The following is a 17,497-nucleotide window of genomic DNA, read 5'->3' as shown; positions in this document are numbered from 1 at the left end:
CCCCGAGAGCGTGTTGGTGAGGACGATCGCCACCCGGGCCTACTCCTCTTCCTCGCGCAGGCGGGCGAGGACGGAGTAGTCCTCGAGCGTGGTCGTGTCGCCGGCCGTCTCCTTGCCGGCGGCAATGTCGCGCAGCAGCCGGCGCATGATCTTCCCGCTCCGGGTCTTCGGGAGCGCGTCGGTGAAGCGGAGGTCATCGGGGCGGGCGAAGGCGCCGATCTCCCTGGCGACGTGCTCGCGGAGCGCCTTCTTCAGCTCCTCGCTCGGCTTCCGGCTCGACTCGAGCGTGACGAAGGCGGCAATCGCCTGGCCCTTCAGGTCGTCGGGACGGCCGACGACGGCCGCCTCGGCCACCGCGGGATGGCTCACGAGCGCGCTCTCGACCTCCATCGTGCCGAGCCGGTGGCCGGCCACGTTCACCACGTCGTCGATGCGCCCCATCACCCAGAAGTAGCCGTCGGCGTCGCGGCGCGCGCCATCGCCCGTGAAGTAGACGCCCGGCATCTGGCTCCAGTACTGCCGGTAGCGCTCGGGGTCTTTCCAGACGGTGCGCAGCATGCCGGGCCAGGGCCGCGTGATGACGAGGTATCCGCCCTGGTTCGGGCCCAGGGTCTTCCCGTCCCGCGAGCGCACCTCGGGCACGACGCCGGGGAGCGGGAGGGTCGCCGAGCCGGGCTTGGTCGGGATGGCGCCGGGCAGCGGCGAGATCATGATGCCGCCCGTCTCGGTCTGCCACCACGTGTCGACGATCGGGCAGCGCTCGCCGCCGATGACTCGGTGGTACCACATCCACGCCTCGGGGTTGATCGGCTCGCCCACCGTGCCAAGGAGGCGGAGCGAGGAGAGGTCGTGCCGGCGCGGCCACTCGTCGCCCCACTTGACGAAGGCGCGGATCGCGGTCGGCGCCGTGTACAACACCGTGACGCCGAGCTCCTCGATGATCCTCCAGAAGCGGTCGGGCTGCGGGTGATTCGGCGCGCCCTCGTACATGACCGAGGTGGCGCCGTTCGCGAGCGGCCCGTAGACGACGTAGCTGTGGCCCGTCACCCAGCCGATGTCGGCGGTGCACCAGAAGGTGTCCTGGTCCTTCAGGTCGAAGACCCACTCGCAGCTGACCGCCGCGTGGAGCAGGTAGCCACCGGTCGTGTGCACGACGCCCTTCGGCTTTCCGGTCGTGCCGCTCGTGTAGAGGATGAAGAGCGGGTGCTCGCTGTCGAGCGGGACGGCGGGGCAGTCGGCCGAGGCGGCGTCGACCAGCTCGTGCCACCAGCGGTCGCGGCCGGCGGCCATCGGCACCGGGTCGCCCGTGCGCCGGACGACCACCACGCTCCGGATGCTCGGCACGCCCGCCAGCGCCTCGTCGACGTTCGCCTTGAGCGGCACGATGGCGCCCCGGCGCCAGCCCCCGTCGGCGGTGACCAGCACGCTCGCCTCGGCGTCGTTCATGCGGTCGCGGAGCGCCTCGGGCGAGAAGCCGCCGAAGACGACCGAGTGCGTGGCGCCGATGCGCGCGCAGGCGAGCATGGCGATCGCGGCCTCCGGGACCATGGGCAGGTAGATGCCGACCCGGTCGCCGGCCCGGACGCCGAGGCCCTTCAGGACGTTCGCGAAGCGGCAGACCTCGCGGTGGAGGGCGTGATACGTGAGCACGCGCCGCTCCCCCGGCTCGCCCTCCCAGATGAGGGCCGCCTTGTTGCGCCGGGGGCCGGCGAGGTGGCGGTCGAGGCAGTTGTCGGCGATGTTGAGCTTGCCGCCGACGAACCACTTCGCGAACGGCGGCTGCCAGTCGAGGACACGCTTGAAGGGCGCCATCCAGCGCAGCCGCCCGGCCATCTCGCGCCAGAAGCCCTCCGGGTCGTCCACCGACCACCGGTAGAGCGCGTCGTAGCGCGTGCGGTCGGGGACGTGGGCGTGACAGCTGAACTCCGGCGGCGGCGGGAAGATACGCTCCTCGCGGAGCACGGAGTCGATGGCCGCCTGGCCCGTGGTCTGGCTCATCGCGTCCCTCCCGGTCGGCTCACGGGGGGGTAGGGTAGTGATGCGTCAGCTGGGGTGCAAGGCGCGCGCCTGGGTTGCATGATCATGTCGGTGTGCGATCGCGGCGAGGTCGTCGTCGGCTGCTGCGGGTTCGGCGAGGCCCAGCGGCGCTACTTCGCCGAGTTCGGTGCGGTCGAGATCCGGCTGCTGGCCCTATCGTGGCTGCGGCAGCTCGCAGGACTCGCCGCCCGTGTAAGGCGCGTCGAGCGTGAAGCGCTTGCTCACCGACCAGGTGAGCCCGAAGGTGCAGAAGTAGAGCGCGTGGTGGCCCGACTCGCCGCCTGCGACGGCGATCAGGAACTGCTCGGGATGACGCGCGAGCGGGACGACGTTCCCCTCCACGTAGCCCCGCGCCTCGAGCTTCGGCCAGTGCGCCCGGTGCCAGCGCTCGATCGGCGCGCGCGTCCACTCGAGGAGCATGCGCTGCATCGCGGGCACGTCGATGCCGTCGCGTGCGATCTTGTGCGCGAAGTCTGGGCAGAGGAGGAGGAGCATGTCCCCCTGCTCCTGCTTCACCAGCACCTTGTTGTTGCCGATCCAGTCGATCGAGTGGGCGAGCACCCAGACGAGCTCCTCGCCGGTCTCGGCCCAGATGTCGGCGATGTCCTGCGTGCCGGTGGCGCACGCGGCCGTCACGACGCAGTCGGCCGGGGCGAAGCCGCGGCGCACGTGGAAGGGCGGCCACGGGCTCCGCTCCTCCCACTCGCCGAAGCAGAGCGAGACGCGACCGGGCTGTCCGAAGACCGACTTGCTGACCGCGCCGGGGATCGCGCCGCCCACGTTGCGCATGACGAGGCGGAGCGCGCGCCCGATGGTCGCGTTGGCGCGCCCGCTCTGCCCGAGGCAGGAGTAGCCGCACTCGATGCCGAGCCGCTGGCGCGCCGGGCCGTTCAGCATGAGGGCGGGCGTCGCGCAACAGGTCGTCGTGTTGAGCGCGTAGAGGTTGAAGCGCGGCTCGCACACGGCCTCGACGGCCGCCAGCACGGCCGGGAAGTAGTCCGGCCTGCACCCGGCCAGGACGGCATTCACGGCGATCTTCTCGACCGTCGCCTCGCCCCGGCGCGGCTCGACGACGCCGATCACGTGCGCGGGGAGGAGCGGCGTCGCCTCCAGCATCGCCTGCACGCGCGCCTCGGTCGGCGGGATGACGGGGAAGCCGTCGCCCCAGCCCTGCTGCTCGACGAAGTCGAGCAGGGCGGCGGCGTCGCCGGGAACCGTGCGCAGGTCGGAGACGAGGGTGCCGCGGGCCATGGCGCTCACACCTCCTCGGCGATGAGCCCGATCAGCTCGTCGAACCGCTGGCGGGCGATCGCCCGCACCTCGGCCTCGGGCCGCGACTCCATCGGATGCGGCAGCGCGAGCAGCGGCAGCTCGGGATAGCCCTGCGCGCGCGCGGCCGTGCGGCCCAGGTTCTCGAACACCGCGGTCACCACCACGGCGGCGGGAATCCCCTCGCGCTCACAGACGATCGTGTCGTGGACACTCCACGACGTGCACGACCCTCACGTGCCGAGGCCGACGACGGCGGCATCGACCCGGCGCGCGAACGCCACCACCTTGCCGCTCTCGGCCTCCGGCGTCCCGATGCGCGTCTCCGGATCGAAGACGACGACGTCCGCGACCCCGAGGCGCTCGCGCGCGAGCCGGGCGAGCTCGTCGGCGTAGACGTGGAACGAGCGCCAGGCGCGGTCGACGCGGATGCCGAGCACGCGGCCGCGTAGGGTGGGGAGGCGCGGGGCGAGCGGCTTCGCCTCCGACGGGCCGAGCGCGACTGGGGAGAGGATGTCGATCGTTCGCATGCGCCCCTCATGCAGGGAGGGGGCTTTTCACGTCAAGACATGGAGGTCGCCGCTGGGGGGCGCACCCGCTTCCCGCACTTTTTTGGCTGCCTGGCAGAGCGCGCGGACAAGCCTGAACGCCGGCGAGGACGAGCCGCGCCGGGGGCCGTTCCGGATGTCTCCCATGGGCAGGTGAGGGCGGGCCCGGACGGCGGGGTAGGGGCGGGAAAAAAACGGGGGTGTCAGCTGGCTGTCGCTCCGCTCGGAGGGGGGCAGATCCGGTGAAGCGCTCGCGCCAGAGGCCCTTTCGCCGCCGCCGACCGCCGGCGATGGTCGGCCGCCCCGTCCTCCTCCTGGCACGCCGCCTGCTCCCTCGGTCCGACGGCAGGAGGTGCCACGATGATGTATCAGCCCGGTGACTACGTGTGCCCGGCGGATCTGCCGCGTCCCATCGTGTGCCGGGTCCAGGACGTCGAATCGCTGAGCGCCGGACAGGAGGTGTCTCAGATCCTCAAACTCGAGCCGCTCGAGGGGCCCTGGCCGGCAGGGACCCTGCTCATCCGGCTCGATGGCGCGGTCGTCCCCGTTTCGACGCGCCAACTGTGGCCGGAGCATCCTTTCTTCCGGCGCCTCAGCGCACGACTGCCGAGGAGCCGCGCGCGCATCACGGGCGGGCGCGCCGTAGCCTGATCCATGGCCGGGATCGATCGGGCCGCATGGACGGGGAGCGTGCGCGACATGACGACGCCCTTCGTGCCCGAGACGGTTCTGCCCAGCCAGCTCGGCGGCCGCCAGCCGCAGCAAGGCGAGCGCCTCCTCCTGCTGGCGGTGCTCGAGGACGCCGTCGACTGCTATCGCAAGTGTCGCGGGTCCCGCGACCCCGCGCTGCGCCTCCTGTTCGATGAGACGCGGGCATGGGTGGAGTCGAGGGAGCGCGATACGGTCTTCTCCTTCGAGAACCTCTGCGAGGCCCTCGACATCGACCCCGACTATGTCCGCCGGTGTCTCGGCGAGGTGGGCGAAGGGGACCGGCGGCGCTGACCGAGCTCAGCGCGCCCCCACGATCTCGGCGAGCGCCTCGGAAGCGTACTCGGCTTGCTCGAGCGTCATCTCCGGGAACAGCGGCATGCTGAGCACGCGCTCGCAGGCTCGCTCGGCGTGCGGGAAGCTGCCGGGCCGGTGACCGAGGCGGGCGTAAGCGGTCTGCAGGTGGACCGGCCGCGGATAGTGAATGGCCGTTCCCACGCCGCGGGCTGCCAGCGCCTCGCGCACCCGGTCGCGGGCGTCGACGTAGACCGCGAAGAGGTGGTAGGCGCCTTCGGCCCGAGGGTCGTCCTCGGGTAGATCGACGCGCGCGCCGGCGAGCCGCCTGCGGTACAGGCGGGCGATTTCCAGCCGGCGCGCGATCCACCCATCGAGCCGCTTCAGCTTGACTCGTAGGACGGCGCCCTGGAACCCGTCCATGCGATAGTTGTAGCCGATGTGATCATGGAAGTAGCGCCGCGTCTCTCCGTGGTGGCGCAGCGAGCGCGCCAGCAGAGCCACCCCGTCGCTGTCCGTGGTGAGCGCGCCGCCCTCGCCGTAGGCGCCGAGGTTCTTGGCGGGATAGAAGCTGAAGGCGGCGGCCCGGCCGAGGCCGCCGACGCGCCGGCCGTGGTAGCGCGCGCCGTGGGCCTGGCAGGCATCCTCGACGACGGGGATGTCGTGGCGAGCGGCGATCGCCAGGATGGGATCGAGATCCGCGGGCCGGCCGTAGAGGTGCACCGGCACGATTGCCCGCGTGCGCGCGGTGATCGCGGTTTCGATGCGCTCGGGGTCGAGGTTGGCGGAAGCGGGACGGATGTCCACGAACACCGGCCGGGCGCCGACGTAGGAGATGGCTTCGGCGGTGGCGATGAAGGTGTTGGGCGTGGTGATGACCTCGTCGCCCGGCTGCACCCCCACCGCCAGCAGGGCCAGATGCAGGGCGCTCGTGCCCGTGTTCACGGCCACGCAGTGCTTGACGCCACAGTAGGCAGCGAACTCCTCCTCGAAGCGCGCGACCTCCTCGCCGAGAATGAACGACGCCGTTCGGCAGACACGGTCCAGCGCGGCCAGAATGTCCTCTCGGAGGCCGTCGTACTGCGCCTTCAGGTCGAAGTACGGAACTTCCATGGCCAGTGCTTTCAGCCGAAATCTATCTTCGCAGATGCAGTCAAGAGGATTGCGTCTCCGCCTGTCCGTTGCAGCCTCCCGGGCGTCGGGCGAGCGAAGCACAAAAAACGTATAGCATCCGGGGTCCCGGGGACCAAATTCCCGGACATGACGCCGGGCGAGGATCGTTGGGCAGCGGCGCGGAACGTCGCCGCCGGTGACGAAGCGCTTCCCCGAGCCGGAGGTCGCTGCGCCTCCCTCTCGGGTGTCTATCGAGCGGAGGATGTCGCCGCTCGAACGATGGTCGCGCGCGAGGCGGGCCGCGCCCCGGAGTCGGCGGCCGCGCGAAGCGCGACGAAGCCGCTCGCCTGCTTCTCGAGCTCGTAGGATTCGCGCGCGGAGGAGACGAGCTTCCCGCGCGCGTCGAACTCCGCTAGGCTGAAGGCGACGGTCGCGTACTGCGCCTGCGTCCGGAGCTTCTCGATCCCGATCGCGACGTGGTGGTTCTTGCCGCGGGGCAGCCGCTTGCGGATGGCCTCGGCCTCCTCGTCGCTGGTGACGATCCGGTAGAGGCGGAGCGTCGCGACGTCCCTGCGCTCCCACGCCGACGCGAGGCGATCGAGCCAATCGCGCACGTCGACCTCCCGCATGCGCGGGGTGACGCCGACCGTCCACCACACGCGCGGGGCCGTCCGGCCGGCCGTGGAGGACACTCGGACCGCCACCGTGTGCGTGGTCGCCGTTGCGGCAGGCGGCGCGACGAAGCGCCACGTCGGGCGCTGGCCGACGCTTCGGCCGTCCATGAACCACGCGTAGGCGAGCCCGCCGTCCGGGTCCTGGTCGGCGGCGCGCACGCCGAATTCGACAGCCGCGCCCTCCGTGACGCTGATCGCGTCGCGCTGGCGCGGCCAGCGGCTCACGATCCGTGGCGCCGCGGGTCGTGCCGGCCTGGGTTTCTCAATGGCGTCGCCCGCGCCGGCGGCCGCCTGCGCGGAAGCGATCCTGTCGGGGACGGCGGCGGGCGCTGCCGGCGGTTCCTCGTCGTCGGCGGGTCCCGTGGAGGCTGGCTCGAGCGCCGCGCGCGTCGCGGGCGGTGCCGAGGCCGCGTCGGCGGGCGACGGGTCGGCCGGTGCGCTGGCGGCATGCGATACGCGCCCCGGCGCCGGCGCGAGGATGCGGAGGACGGCCCAGCTCCCCGCGAGCCCGACGGCACCGATCAGCATCATGGCGGCGATCGGGATCCGGCGGCGCGACGGCGACGGCGCCCGCATCGCTCTCGCCGGGATGCGCGGCTCAGGGGTTGCAGGCTCCACCTTGACCGCCACCCGCCGCCGCGGGCGCGTCTCCGGGGCGTCGGCGGTCTCGGCCGGCGGGCGCGCCGGCTCCTCCAGGGCCTCGTCGACCACCATGACCAGGTGCCTCCGCACGGGCCTGTCGCCGGAGACCGGCGCTTTCGCCCCGGCGCTTCTCTCCCCGAGGCGTCGCAGGCAGGCCTCGATCTCGCTCCGCGCCTGGGCCATGCTCTGCTGCCGATGCGCGGGCGCTCGGCGGAGCGCCCGCCCCACGAGGCCCGACACCCCCGAGGGCACGATCGAGGAGAACTGGGGCAGGAAAGGCCCGTCGCCGTGGAGCAACAGCGACCGGACCTCTTCGTCGCTCCCGGTCAGGAACCGCTTCCCTTCGAGCATCTCGAAGACGAGGAGCCCGAGCGCGAAGACGTCGCTGCGTGGATCGACGGCGCCGCCCGCGAGCCGTTCGGGCGCCGAGTACGGGACGAGCGCCGCCGGCGCAGCGGTCACGAACCCCGAGAGCATCGCGCGCGGCGGCGCCTCGAGCTGGACCCGCACCGTCCCGGGGGCGAGGGTGCCGTGGACGACGCCGCGCTCGTGAGCGTACGCGAGCGCGTCGGCCAGCTGGCGCGCGACGTGGAGCGCCGCGGCGGGAGCGAGCGGGCCCCGCTCGCGGAGCATACGGTCCAAGGGCTCGGCGTCGACGAAGGCTTCGACGAGGTAGTACCCCTCCGCCTCCTCGCCGAAATCGAGCACCGGCACGATGTGCTCGTGCCGGAGCCGGAACGCCTGCCGGACGGCGTCCTCGACGCGCGCGAGCTGCCCGGGATCGTCGGTCAGCGTCGCGGGCAGGACCGTGACGGACAGGACGGTGTCGACGAGCGTATGCCGGACCTTGTACGTCGTCCCCGTCGCGCCGTCGCCGAGCTTCTCCAGCACCTCGTACTTGCCCGCGATGGGGTGGCTGCGCCGCTCCGATGGTCGATCCATGGCCCTCTCTTCGCGCACGGCGGAGGGGCAAGACCTGTGCCAGGCGGCGAACGAAAAACGCTTACGTCAGCAGGGAGCGCGGTGCCGATCGACGCATACGGCTGCACCGCGCCGCAGTCTTGCAATCTGCTCCCTGGCTCCCCTGCGGCGTTCGACAAGGCCAACCCCACGTGCGAGCCCGACGGGCACGTGCGCGCCGTCCTGGCTGAGAACGCCCCTGACCGCCGCCAGTCGACGTCTGCGGGGTCGGTCGCGCAGGGAAGGGCGCCGGCTCTCCAGGCCGCCCGTCACTCACGGCTCCGAGGGTGCGCGCTGAGCGTCCGGCGGCGAGTCAGAGGAATCACCGGCGCTGGGGCCGGGGGAAGCCGGGGAGGGCTCGGGCTGAGGAGCGGACGGGGACGCGGGCTGGGCGACCGCGGGAGGCTGCGGCTCCGGTGGACGCCGCGCGGCGGCGAGCTCAACGCGGAGCTTGTTCACCTCCGCGGCGAGGCTGCTGACAGTCTTCGAGAGATCGTCGACGGTCCGGTCGAGGGCGCCGACGGCATCGCGGAGCGGCTGCAGATCCTGGGTCTGCGGGGCAGGTTGCCGGGGCGTTGGGTCGAGGCGGTGGACGACCACCGGCGTCATCGCACCGAGCACGAAGGCGACGACCGTGAATCCCAGGATCAGCGGAAGATCGTCCAGTGCGCTCGCCATCGACTTGCGTTCCTCCCCGTGAGCCCGCCTACACCACGGGCTCGGTGGCGTCGAGCGCAGGCCAGCGACAGGCGAGGCACGCCCTGACGTGCGGGGCCGTGGTATTGCGCGCGTGGCTCGGCGCGCTACGCTGAAGCACAGGTCAGATTCAACCCGGTGCCGCCGAGGCGGGAGTAGAGCGCCGACGGCGGCGGACCGGCACCTTGAGGGCCGAGGCAGGCTTCGGCCGCAGCCCGTCGTGACGCGCGCGCGTCGGCGACGCGCGCCCGAGCCCCTCGCCCGTGAACGGAGGAATACCATGAAGCTGCTTCTCCACCTTGCCGCGTCCCTGGCGGCGATCGTTCTGATCCCCCGTCCGGCCGGCGCGCAGAGCACCGTCGGGAACCTGACGTGCTTCAGGATCAGCGACCCGATGCGCAGGGGCAAATTTCAGGTCACGCTCGGCGGCGAGGCCGGGTCCATGCACTGCACCCTAAAGGCCCCGGCCAACCGCGCCTGCATCGCCACGAGCGGTACCGTCGTGAGTCCGCCGCCTCCCGAGGCGGGCGGCGGGGCCGACGTGTCCACGAGCTTCCTCTGCTATCAGGCCAGGTGCTCACCCGGCCCTGGCGCGGCCTCGCTCGAGGACGCGTTCGGCCGGCGGGCGGTGGCATTGGTGGCGCCCAAGTCGCTCTGTCTGCCGGCGAGCTCCGGCGGCTTCACGACGACCACGACGGTCGTCGGCACGACGACGACCACGTCGCCAACCGGGTGCCGCTTCGCGAACGGAGAGTGCACCGGGTCGTGCGCCCCGGGCATGAAATGCGGCGCGGCCGCCGGCACGGGCTCGTGCGAATGCCGGAGCGTCTCCTGCGGCGAGGCCACGGCCCCGGAGTGCAACGGCGCCTGCGCCGAACCGAGCGAGGCGTGCGTCTTCTCGGTCAGCGGCTGTAGCTGCGTCCGCATGCCGTGAGGCGGGGGAGCAGGGGCCGGCGCGGTCTCCGCACGCCGACGAGAACTTGACGGCCGGCATTCCCGGCACGCCGCGGTGGCGGCCTGCGTTCGCGATCGGCCGGGCGATTTTCGCTGGCACGCTCGTGGCTTCACCGGCGATCCATCAAGGAGGTCAACATGCGAGCTGTTGCATCTTTCCTCATGATCGTCGGTGCTCTGGCGCTGTGCTCCAGCGCAGAGGCGAAGGGGCGGCCGGGGCCGATCACTTGCCCGGCACCGGCAGACGTCGCCGCGGCGATCGCTTCGACGTGCCCGTGCGCCGGTACGGCGTCCCCGGACGGCCCCGTCAAGGCGTGGAGGAACCACGGCAAGTACGTTAGCTGCGTCGTCCGCTACCGCAACGCATTGCGAAAAGCGGGTTGCTTCACAGACGATTCGATCCGCCGCACGCTCGCCCGCTGCTCCGCCCGCTCGACCTGCGGCAAGGCCAAAGTGCTGTGCTGTCACTACGACCTGGGCACGTGCGACGACCCGATGCCGGGCGACACGACCCCTGCGGGGACGTGCAGCAACGACTCGACCGTCGCCTGCGACGTGAGCGCCGACTGCACCAGGTCGACCGCACGCCTCGCGCACGACGCCGACGGCTGCACCACGGATGGCGGCGTCGTCGTGCTGGGCGGGGGCAGCGTCTGTGACATCTGCCCGGCGCCGACCACCACGACCACCACGACCACGACGACCACCACGACGACCGTTCCCTGACGGCCACATCCTGACGCCCGAGTCCGCGCGCGGCTGCGGCCGCGCGCGGATGGCGGCGCCGGGACCTACGCGGACGCTCGGTAGCGAACCACCCGGGCGGGGTTGCCCGCGACGACCGCGCCGGGCGGGACATCCTCGGTCACGACCGACCGCGCCCCGACGACCGCGTCCTCCCCGATGCTCACGCCGGGGTGCACGCATGCCTCGAAGCCGATCCAGACGTTCCGCTCGATCCGTATCGGAGGGGCGGGCACGTCGGCGGGGAGCCGGCGCGGGCGCCCGAGCGCTACCCGCTCGAGCGCGCGTCGGCGCAGCGCCACGTCGAACGGTACCCGATACGTGTGACGATGACCTCGAAGTCCGGGTAGTCCAGGTCGACGAGACCGTCGAGGCAGTCGCGGATGGTCCGGGCGCCGTTGTACGTGCAGACGACGACCGAGACGCGCGGCCAGCGCCGGGAGGCCGGGAAGGGCGCCTCGGCGTAGGGGTCCGGACGGCGCCGAGCGCCGGCTTCGGTTCGCGGCGCCCGCCCGTCAGGCCGAACCTCCAGTCGTCCACGTACTCGCCCGCCCGGTACCGCTCGTCGGTCCAGGCGAAGACGAACGTGCCCGCCGCACCCGAGGCGAAGACCGCGCGCACCTGCCAGTCGAGCACGCGCGCCTGCGTGTGCTCGCCGTTGCGCAGGCTCTCGAGGCTGAGCTCGCTCAGCACGAGCGGTCGGTCGCCGGCCAGGTTGTGCAGGCGGGCGAGGTACGCCTCGAAACGGTCGCGCGACTCGAGATAGACGTTGAAGCAGACGAGGCCGAGGAACTGCAGCCGCAGGTAATCGGTGGTCGGGTAGTTCACGTACGTGACGAGGCCGTCCGGATCCTCCGCCTTCACGATCCGGTAGAGACGCTCGAGATACCGCTCGATCCGCCGCGGCCCGAGCCAGCGCACGATCTGCGCCGGGACCTCGTTGCCGAGCGCGTAGCAGAGGAGCGCCGGATGGCCCGCACAGGCGCGCACCCTGGCGCTCACGATCTCTGCCACGTCAGGCGCGCCCCTGCGGTCGATCAGGAGCCGACGTACTGCTCGGCCGAGAGACCGACCATGACACGGAGGCCATGCGCCGCGGCGAGATCGAGCGGCGCGCGCGGGGCATCGTGGGGGATCCGCACGGCGTTGATCCCGCTGGCCGCCATGTCCGCGAAGTCGGCGTCGATGGCCTCCGGGTCGCGGTACTCCGAGTCGTGCTCGTCGGGCCGGAAGGCACCGTAGGTGACGCCGCGGACGTGGAAGGTCGCCTCGCCCACGTAGAGGAACTTGCCACGCACCTCGGGCCCCGCCACCGGCCGAGCGTCCACCCCCGGCGATATCGTCGCATGCGCGAGGCGCGCGACGTTCGAGTCAGCAGAGATCGGCAGCACGACCGTCGTTCTATCGGGCCCCTCGCTCCGTGCCGCGGAGGTTCGGGAGGATGAGGTTGCCCGCTCGCGTGTTCGCCACGACACTGTCCCAAGAATCGCCCACGGCTGCGAATAGCGCGGTCAGATGCCGGCGTTGCGCGGGCGGCTATCCGGCGGAGCAAAGGGACGTGCCCGGAAACCTGCAATCCGCATCGTGCAGCCAGCGTGGTCGAAAGCCACACGTGCGGCAACATGCGGCGCCCAGAGCTGGCGGGCGAGGCACTCTCCCGCCTCGCCCCGGACGCGCACGGCTGCACGATTGCGCGAGTCAGTCGCGGGTGAGGCATGAGGCACGGCTGCACGATCGTGGCGCCAGTGCGAGAGGGGCGTGGAGGCATGGTAGACGTCCGGCGATCTGCGATGACAGCGGGGGCAGGAGATCAGGAACCGGGGTGGTGACTCAGATTCTTGGTGACAGACGCCCTCCCACAGTGGTAACGGTGACCTCGTTGCTATCAGGCCCCGAGCGGGCAAGAATTCTGGAGGGTGGAAAACATGACGGAGAAAATTCTTTATTTTCTGAGTGACGACCGAGGCCAAGACCTGGCCGAGTACGGCATCGCGCTCGCCGTTATCGGGACGCTTGCGGCGGCCGCGGCGGTCGTCATAGCGCAGGACGTCGGCACGCTCTGGTCGAGGGCTCAGTCGGCCGTCGACAACGCCGTATCGAGCTGATCCCGTCCGAGGGAAGCCGGACCGAGCGGGGGCCCCTTGCGGAGCCCCGTTGTTGCGCTGCGTGTCGCTGTCGGAAGGCCGCTACGGCCGCGTGTAGTTCGCCGTCCAGTGGATGATCATGTGGGCGGGATTCGTCTTGTGGTGAGGTCGGTGTCCGCGGTGTCCGCGGTGAACGCGGCGCTGTGTGTCGTGTCGGCGCAGGACGTCGTCGAAAGCCGTCGTGTCGGTGGATGTCAGGTGACGGTGGTGTCCGCCACGGTCGCCAGCATGGGTGCCCTTCCGCACCGTTGAAGATCAAGCGCTTATTGGTCGCCGGCGGCGCATCCATCCGTCCGTTTGCCGTCCCTGATCCTCCTCCTCCCAAAGGAAGCGGCAGGCGGTCCGGACCGCGAGGCCCGTCCGGCGCCGACCGGCGCCGATGGCGGTTAGCATCCGCCAAGGCGTGTGCCCGGCGAGATCTCGCACCTCGTCCTCGGGTCGGGTTTGCCCGCCCAGCGGGCGTCCACCGAAGACTTCGATCTCCCGTTCCGGCTCGCCCGCCAGCGCGCCCTGGCGAGCTTCGAGCGCCTCTACCTTTTCTCCCAGCTCCGACGCTACAAGGGCCGGATCATCCTCGTCGCCCAGCACGCCGGGGTCACGTCGAAGCACGTGCGCGAGATCATGAAGCGCCACGGCATCAGCCGTCGCGACTTCCGGCCGTCGCTCCGCCCCGCGATGCGCGCGGCAGCGAAGCCGTGGGGGCCGCCTCTCGACCTGCCGCCGCCAAGCCGGATCGAGGTGCCCCCGGCCAAGCCGGCCCCGCGGCTGTGAAGCGTATTCGATCGGCATCACCGGGGACTACCGGGCGGTGTCGGCATCGGCGTGGGACTGGGTGAGCATGCAGTCGCCGGTGGCCGACACGGGACCGGTGATCGTGCAAGCCGACGTCGGGTAGCGCCGTCCGCCTCCGCCCATCCGCCGACGCGTTGCCGGGGGCGACTCAGTTTCGGATGTATGGACGCTTCCGGAGCACCTGCTCCTCGAAATAGCGCGTTGTCTTCGTCGGCGCGAGCCGTCGCTCTCCCAGACCCGCATCCTTCCGGGCAGACCCCCACGCATTAGGCAAAGGCCCCGCGCCGACGCGCCCGACGGGGCCCCGCAGGGCAACACCGAGGCAACGGGGCGCCAGGCGCGACCGGGGCTGACGGGGACCGACGGGCGGAGCGAGCTCCCGCCCGCGGCGGCATCGCACGCGCCACGGAACGCCCACGGCACTCGCTGACGATCCCGCCCACCCCCCTCGCCATGCGGGGGGCGGGGCCGCCGCTCGCTCGGACGCTGTCCGCGCGCGCGGTGCGCCACGCAGACAAGGGCCCCGCCCACTCCGCGCCCCCGGAGGAGCTGTCGCGGCCGCCTTGCATCTCGCTCTTGCAGGCGCGCGTCTCGTGCAGGCTCGCAAGCCGGCCCCGGCTCCGTTCACCGCCGGATGGATCGCCTCCGCCCACGCGCTCGCCATGCGCAGCGGCTGCGCAAGCCGTGTGGCCGCCCACCCGCTTGCTGCGGCCGGCGCCGCCGCAACGGCCGCTGCATCCTCCGCGGCGCGTCTCGCATCCAACTGCTTTCTGCGTAGATAGCGATGACGCATGGCGCCTGCGCGCCGGGCGTTCCGCGGCGCCCCTTGCACACTGACGTCCTCGGGCGCGCGGCCGCGGCACGCATCTTGAACAAAGCGGTGCGCAGCGTTGCAAACATGACGCTCGCGATGGCTCGCGAGCGCACAACCAAGAAGGGGTCAACAGATGGGCGGAACGATGTCATCTCGCGGAGCGCGGACCTGCGCAGCGATGCTGGGCCTGCTGGCTGTGCTGGTCGCCCATACGGCGGCGGCCGCCGTGGCCAACCCCGACTTCGACGGGGTCGTTTGGACCCCGCTCGGCTGCGACGCGCCCGATCTCATTTCGCACGCGAGCCCGGCCGCGGTCGACTTCGCCGGCGACGCGACCTTCCCCGCTGCCTACTTCGCGCACGACGACAGCTACCTCTACTTCCGCTACCGGGTGGACGGGGATCCGTACGGCTCGGGGACCCTCGCCCAGTACGCCTGGACCGCGCTCATGCAGGTGCCGTCGGGCGATCCGTTCCAGTACCAGTACCAGCTCTCGCTCAACGGAAAGTCGGACACCATCGAGATCTGGCAGAACACGGTCGCCGAGGACATCAACTTCTCGCCGCTCTTCCGCGACGGCTCGGAGGTGAGGATCTTCTCGCAGAGGTACGACCGCGCGAACGGGTCGACCGGGAACACGACCCCGCTCGCGCGGAGCTTCCCCGCCGGCGACGGCTCGAGGTTCGGGAACGACACGGACTACTTCCTGGACTTTGCGTTCCCGGTCCCGGTGATGATCGCGAACGGGCTCATCGCAACCGCCGCCGACCTCGACCAATCGGTCTACTTCGCCGCCACCTCGGCGGACCCCAACAACTACAACAAGAGCCATCTCAACTGCCCCTTCCTCCCCGGGACGGACCTGTCGGTGAGCGTGATGGCAACGCCCGATACGGTGCCGGTGAACCTCACGACCCCGGTCGCGTTCACCTCCACCGTACACAACGACGGCCCGGGCATCGCCAAGGGCGTCGTCATCGACAACAGCACCTTCCCGAGCTTCCTGCACAACGTGACGGTGACGGTGACTTCGGACGATCCGAGCGTGACGCCGACGGTCGTGTCGAGCAACCCGCTCCAGGTGAGGCTGCCGTACCTGCCGAGCGGCGCCACGCTGACGATCCAGGTCTCGGCCGACGCGACGCCCGGCTGCGGCGACAGCGACTTCACGGACACGACGAGCGTGTCCGCCGTGGACGCCATGCCGACGGCTGGCAGCGCCGTCCTGCACATTCAGCTGGGGAACGCCGAGGTGTGCGACGGCGTGGACAACAACTGCGACGGCCGGATCGACGAGGGCGGCTCGGCGCTCTGCGACGACGGCAACGCATGCAACGGAGCCGAGATCTGTGGCGGAGCCGCCGGCTGCCAACCCGGCACGCCCCCCAGTTGCGACGACGGGAACGCCTGCACGGTCGATGGCTGCGACCCGCAGCGCGGCTGCACCCACGACCCGATCCCGGGCTGCGAGCCATGCGCGACGGCGGCCGACTGTGACGACCAGAACGCCTGTACCACCGACATCTGTGGCAGCGGCGTCTGCGCCCACGACGTGATTCCCGGCTGCGTGCCGTGCGCGACGGCCGCCGACTGTGGCGACGGCAACGCCTGCACCACCGACAGCTGCGACGCCGGTGCCTGCGCCTACGCCACCATCCCCGGCTGCGTGCCGTGCGCGACGGCCGCCGACTGCGACGACGGCAACGCCTGCATCACCGACACCTGCGACGCGGGGGCATGCGCGCATGCCACCATGCCCGGCTGCGTGCCGTGCGCGACGGCCGCCGACTGCGACGACGGCAACGCCTGCACCACCGACACCTGCGACGCGGGGGCGTGCGCGCATGCCGCCATCCCCGGCTGCGTGTCGTGCACGACGGCCGCCGACTGTGGCGACGGCAACGCCTGCACCACCGACACCTGCGACGCCGGTGCGTGCGCGCATTCCATCATCTCCGGCTGCGTGTCGTGTGCGACGGCCGCGGACTGCGACGACGGCAAGGCCTGCACCACTGACACGTGCGACGCGGGAGCCTGCGCGCATTCCACAATCCCCGGCTGCGTGCCGTGCGCGACCGCCGTGCAGTGCGACGACCGCAACGCCTGCACCACGGACGCCTGCGACGCCGGTGCGTGCGCGCATGCCGCCATCCCCGGCTGCGTGCTGTGCACGACTGCCGCTGACTGCGACGACCGCGACGGCTGCACCACCGAGGTCTGCAACGCGGACGGCGTCTGTGAGCACCAGCCCCAGGAGGGCTGCGTCCCCTGCGGCACGGCCGCGGACTGCGACGACCAGAACCCCTGCACCACGGACGCCTGCGGCCCCGATGGCAGCTGCCAGCTCTCGGCCATCCCCGGCTGCCAGCACTGCGACACGGCGGCCGACTGCAGCGACGGCACCGCCTGCACCACGGACATCTGCAACGCGGACGGCGTCTGTGAGCACCAGCCCCAGGAGGGCTGCGTCCCCTGCGGCACGGCCGCGGGCTGCGACGACCAGAACCCCTGCACCACGGACGCCTGCGGCTCCGACGGCAGCTGCGAGCTCTCCGCCATCCGCGGCTGTCAGCGGTGCGACACGGCGGCCGACTGCGACGACGGCGCCGCCTGCACCACCGACACCTGCGACGGCGGCGCGTGCGCGCACGCCACGATCCCCGGCTGCGTCCCCTGCGCGACCACGGCCGATTGTGACGACGGCAACGCCTGCACCACGGACATCTGCGACGCGGGCGCGTGCGCCTACACGGTCATCCCCGGCTGCGTCCCGTGCGCGACGGCGGCCGACTGTGACGACGGCAACGCCTGCACCACGGACATCTGCGACGCGGGCGCGTGCGCCTACACGATCATCTCCGGCTGCGTCCCGTGCGCAACGGCGGCCGACTGTGGCGACGGCAACGCCTGCACGACCGACACGTGCAACGCCGGCGCCTGCGCGCATGCCACCATCTCCGGGTGCGTCCCCTGCACCGCCGCTGCGGACTGCAACGACGGCAACGCCTGCACCACCGACACCTGCGACGAGGGCGCATGCGCCCACGCCAGCATCGCCGGCTGTGTGCCGTGCACGACGGCGGCCGACTGTGGCGACGGCAACGCCTG

Annotated in this window: 17 protein-coding genes; 6 read left to right on the top strand and 11 right to left on the bottom strand. The window is 71.7% G+C overall.

Annotated elements, in window-relative coordinates; all coding sequences use genetic code 11:
- Positions 1–39: 39 nt before the first annotated feature.
- The 4 genes from acs to E6J59_03965 all read right to left on the bottom strand — a co-directional run bounded on the left by acs (position 40) and on the right by E6J59_03965 (position 3,836).
- The gene (gene acs / locus E6J59_03980; protein TMB22394.1) at positions 40–1,998 is read right to left on the bottom strand and encodes an acetate--CoA ligase; all 1,959 of its coding nucleotides are present in this window, start codon (positions 1,996–1,998) and stop codon (positions 40–42) included.
- A 192-nt stretch (positions 1,999–2,190) separates the two neighbouring features.
- Positions 2,191–3,288, bottom strand: coding sequence for a hypothetical protein (locus E6J59_03975; protein TMB22393.1), 1,098 nt, complete (start codon positions 3,286–3,288; stop codon positions 2,191–2,193).
- Between the two features lie 5 nt (positions 3,289–3,293).
- Positions 3,294–3,473 carry a hypothetical protein gene (locus E6J59_03970; protein ID TMB22392.1) on the bottom strand — a complete coding sequence of 60 codons (180 nt, stop codon included), beginning with the start codon at positions 3,471–3,473 and terminating at the stop codon, positions 3,294–3,296.
- A gap of 66 nt (positions 3,474–3,539) precedes the next feature.
- Positions 3,540–3,836, bottom strand: coding sequence for a hypothetical protein (locus tag E6J59_03965; protein ID TMB22391.1), 297 nt, complete (start codon positions 3,834–3,836; stop codon positions 3,540–3,542).
- Positions 3,837–4,214: 378 nt separating this feature from the next.
- Between E6J59_03965 and E6J59_03960 the strand changes: the two genes are divergently transcribed.
- Positions 4,215–4,505, top strand: a complete 291-nt coding sequence (locus tag E6J59_03960) for a hypothetical protein (GenBank protein ID TMB22390.1) — start codon at positions 4,215–4,217, stop codon at positions 4,503–4,505.
- Positions 4,506–4,508: 3 nt separating this feature from the next.
- Complete coding sequence (locus E6J59_03955) at positions 4,509–4,856, top strand: hypothetical protein (protein ID TMB22389.1); 348 nt, start codon at positions 4,509–4,511, stop codon at positions 4,854–4,856.
- Positions 4,857–4,862: 6 nt separating this feature from the next.
- Here the strand turns inward: E6J59_03955 and E6J59_03950 are convergent, their stop codons facing one another.
- The 4 genes from E6J59_03950 to E6J59_03935 all read right to left on the bottom strand — a co-directional run bounded on the left by E6J59_03950 (position 4,863) and on the right by E6J59_03935 (position 9,868).
- Positions 4,863–5,969: a DegT/DnrJ/EryC1/StrS family aminotransferase gene (locus E6J59_03950; protein ID TMB22388.1), complete on the bottom strand. Its 1,107-nt coding sequence runs from the start codon at positions 5,967–5,969 to the stop codon at positions 4,863–4,865.
- Positions 5,970–6,217: 248 nt separating this feature from the next.
- On the bottom strand, positions 6,218–8,227 hold the full coding sequence (locus tag E6J59_03945; GenBank protein ID TMB22387.1) for a serine/threonine protein kinase: 2,010 nt from the start codon (positions 8,225–8,227) through the stop codon (positions 6,218–6,220).
- 291 nt (positions 8,228–8,518) lie between these two features.
- Positions 8,519–8,923: a hypothetical protein gene (locus tag E6J59_03940; protein ID TMB22386.1), complete on the bottom strand. Its 405-nt coding sequence runs from the start codon at positions 8,921–8,923 to the stop codon at positions 8,519–8,521.
- Between the two features lie 582 nt (positions 8,924–9,505).
- Complete coding sequence (locus E6J59_03935; protein TMB22385.1) at positions 9,506–9,868, bottom strand: hypothetical protein; 363 nt, start codon at positions 9,866–9,868, stop codon at positions 9,506–9,508.
- A gap of 480 nt (positions 9,869–10,348) precedes the next feature.
- Here E6J59_03935 and E6J59_03930 point away from each other — a divergent pair, with 480 nt between their 5' ends.
- The gene (locus E6J59_03930) at positions 10,349–10,621 is read left to right on the top strand and encodes a hypothetical protein (protein ID TMB22384.1); all 273 of its coding nucleotides are present in this window, start codon (positions 10,349–10,351) and stop codon (positions 10,619–10,621) included.
- Positions 10,622–10,686: 65 nt separating this feature from the next.
- Here the strand turns inward: E6J59_03930 and E6J59_03925 are convergent, their stop codons facing one another.
- Genes E6J59_03925 through E6J59_03915 form a run of 3 tightly spaced genes read right to left on the bottom strand, consistent with a single transcriptional unit; the run spans position 10,687 to position 12,030 of the window.
- Positions 10,687–11,073, bottom strand: coding sequence for a hypothetical protein (locus tag E6J59_03925; protein TMB22383.1), 387 nt, complete (start codon positions 11,071–11,073; stop codon positions 10,687–10,689).
- Positions 10,908–11,621: a glycosyltransferase gene (locus tag E6J59_03920; GenBank protein TMB22395.1), complete on the bottom strand. Its 714-nt coding sequence runs from the start codon at positions 11,619–11,621 to the stop codon at positions 10,908–10,910. Before E6J59_03920 ends, E6J59_03925 begins: the two co-directional genes overlap by 166 nt.
- 55 nt (positions 11,622–11,676) lie before the next feature.
- The gene (locus tag E6J59_03915) at positions 11,677–12,030 is read right to left on the bottom strand and encodes a hypothetical protein (protein TMB22382.1); all 354 of its coding nucleotides are present in this window, start codon (positions 12,028–12,030) and stop codon (positions 11,677–11,679) included.
- A gap of 534 nt (positions 12,031–12,564) precedes the next feature.
- On the opposite strand from E6J59_03915, the gene E6J59_03910 reads away from it, so the two are divergent.
- The 3 genes from E6J59_03910 to E6J59_03900 form a co-directional block, all read left to right on the top strand.
- A complete protein-coding gene (locus E6J59_03910; protein ID TMB22381.1) occupies positions 12,565–12,744 on the top strand; it encodes a hypothetical protein in 180 nt (59 codons plus the stop codon).
- 444 nt (positions 12,745–13,188) lie between these two features.
- Positions 13,189–13,554: a hypothetical protein gene (locus E6J59_03905; protein TMB22380.1), complete on the top strand. Its 366-nt coding sequence runs from the start codon at positions 13,189–13,191 to the stop codon at positions 13,552–13,554.
- A 968-nt stretch (positions 13,555–14,522) separates the two neighbouring features.
- Positions 14,523–17,497 (top strand): hypothetical protein (locus E6J59_03900; GenBank protein ID TMB22379.1); only part of this gene is annotated, 2,975 nt, incomplete at its 3' end.

This window comes from Deltaproteobacteria bacterium, assembly GCA_005879795.1.
Classification (GTDB): domain Bacteria; phylum Desulfobacterota; class Binatia; order DP-6; family DP-6; genus DP-6.
Note: the sequence above shows the minus strand (reverse complement) of the source record. Positions and strands in the feature narration are given on the sequence as shown.